The organism is Endozoicomonas arenosclerae (assembly GCF_001562015.1).
Classification (GTDB): Bacteria; Pseudomonadota; Gammaproteobacteria; order Pseudomonadales; family Endozoicomonadaceae; genus Endozoicomonas_A; species Endozoicomonas_A arenosclerae.
Map to the genome: position 1 here is coordinate 1 of NZ_LASA01000232.1, position 2,037 is coordinate 2,037.

The following is a 2,037-nucleotide window of genomic DNA, read 5'->3' on the forward strand; positions in this document are numbered from 1 at the left end:
GCCAGTTTGGATTTGTAAAAACAGCGTATCGAGGCATCGGGAAAAATGACAATAAACTGGCCACTCTTTTTGCTCTGGCTAATGTGGTTAGATTGGATCAAATGCTACGTAGGGGTTAATCTGCCTATCAGCCGAGAAAACCGGCTGAAAAGTAGATAATGAGCGACCCTATCCTCGCTTTTAGTTCTAAGAATTGTGTTTTAGAACATGCTCAAAGGATTGATGGACTTCTTCACACCTTCCCTAGTATTGAATGGTACTGAAGAACGACAGTATATTCTCAGAACAGCGTTTGACGGTCTTTCAGTTTGGAAAGCCAAATACGCCATCAATGTATCCCCTTTCTACCCTCGTTTAAGAACGCACATCAAAGAAGCTGCACTGATAGACAATGAAATCTGGGTGTTTGGTGTGGATGGCACTAACTCTCAACATATTATTGATGCTGTCAAAATCGCAACTGAGTTTTACCAGGTCAGGGCTTCAGACATCCTTAGCAATGTCTACATTAAAAACCTGAATGCCGAAAATGAATCCTCACATGAGCTGGAATTTCTGGTTCAATTGAACAAGGATCTCTATCGATCCACCATGGATGCCTTGAAAACAGCCTGTGCCCACTTTGGCATTCAGCAAGAAATCAACGTGCATGTATACAGCGCTAATAACAACCCTAAGATCCCAAAACCAGCTCTTCATCAAGCTCTGAAGTCTGGTGGCGCTTCCTCGGTACAAACAGATGCAAGAAAACTGAAATACAAGTCAGGAAACAACGCTGGATCCTTAAGTGCCACTATCAGAACAAATTTGCATGTTGCCAAGCTCGAGTTTTAGGGATTGACGAAACATAAAAACATCCAAAAAATGGCAGCGTTATCAAAAGTCGATGTCGCCCCCTGTTGAATTTATTCGGATGCCAAAAAACTATTCAGTAACGCCAGTGAGTGGCTGTCATCACCTTGATTAAAGAGCTTCGAACTGGTTTCAACAGCTCCCTCTCTGGCCCAGTCATTGACCCGCTTGCGGTTGGTGATCCGCCAGACCCCATCTTCCAGTCGGTACTCATCTAAATACCGGCCTCCAGCTACATACTCCCAATCGCTTTCTTCGAAGTGGAATACATGGGTGTTGGTGCTGTAGATCTCACCCTGAGCGCGGTCGCCATCAATATGATACAGATGGTTTCCAATAAGATGCTGTGTGGTCATATTGACGTTGGAAGACTTTAAAAAGGCGATAAAGTCCGAGGGATTACCGGCAAACATCGGACCGTGGTCATGCCAGGCATCTTCTGTATAGAGGCTTGCCAGATGATCAAACGATTTACGGTCCACTGCCGAACAGTAGCGGCACATCAATTCATAAAGGGCTTGCTTGTGGTGGTCGTTGTGCATGATTTACCTCTTGGATTCAATGGCTCTCAGGATTGCATAGATTGCTGCCCAGATTGAAGAGATGATCACTCTGAGTCAATCGTAGTTAGATTATTTCTGCTCTTGAATATTTAATCAAAAATGGCCAGCGTCAGGGTAAAAATCATGTTTAATTTCTTGACGAACAACCACAGTTTTTTGTTAGCCAACCTGACTGATCTGTCAGTGAATGCATTTCAAGTTTCATTATGATGACAGGACACTTTTAGTCAGGAGACATTTATGATTCCATCTGATACTTTCAGCTCTTTCGCCAGATCTGCAGGCTTAAATACACTCAGGTCTCTTATAGGTGGGATATTCAATGACCATTCTGTGGAAGTATCTGCTGCCCACAACTATCTACCACTGAAACACAGGGCAATTGCATCAATTCAGAACGACTGAGCAAAGCAGCTTTTTCAGGTGCTTATGGTCCCACCCTGCTAGCTTCCGGTGACTCTTGATACTGCGACTTCCCTTATTGGCTTTGATAGCGTTCAGCGCAAGCCGTCTCAGAATGGAGAAATTTTCAGCCCCATTTCCTGTGCTTATCTGACATGCGTCCTCTGAAAATGCAACGTCCAAAATCCAGTGCAGATTATTCTCCACCGCCCAATGATTG

Annotated in this window: 2 protein-coding genes and 1 pseudogene; 1 reads left to right on the top strand and 2 read right to left on the bottom strand. The window is 44.0% G+C overall.

The features are described from left to right. Positions 1–207 precede the first annotated feature (207 nt). Positions 208–834: a hypothetical protein gene (locus tag WG89_RS28080; RefSeq protein WP_062271034.1), complete on the top strand. Its 627-nt coding sequence runs from the start codon at positions 208–210 to the stop codon at positions 832–834. A 71-nt stretch (positions 835–905) separates the two neighbouring features. Here WG89_RS28080 and WG89_RS28085 read toward each other — a convergent pair whose 3' ends face one another. Together WG89_RS28085 and WG89_RS33120 are read right to left on the bottom strand one after the other, a co-directional pair. After that, positions 906–1,394, bottom strand: a complete 489-nt coding sequence (locus WG89_RS28085) for a nuclear transport factor 2 family protein (RefSeq protein WP_062271036.1) — start codon at positions 1,392–1,394, stop codon at positions 906–908. A 408-nt stretch (positions 1,395–1,802) separates the two neighbouring features. After that, positions 1,803–2,037 (bottom strand): annotated as a pseudogene (locus WG89_RS33120) (hypothetical protein); the annotation flags it as partial.

Bases quoted from the DNA above. Each gene is read 5' to 3' on its own strand.
- WG89_RS28080 (WP_062271034.1), top strand. From the start codon at position 208: ATGCTCAAAGGATTGATGGACTTCTTCACACCTTCCCTAGTATTGAAT.
- WG89_RS28085 (WP_062271036.1), bottom strand. From the start codon at position 1,394: ATGCACAACGACCACCACAAGCAAGCCCTTTATGAATTGATGTGCCGC.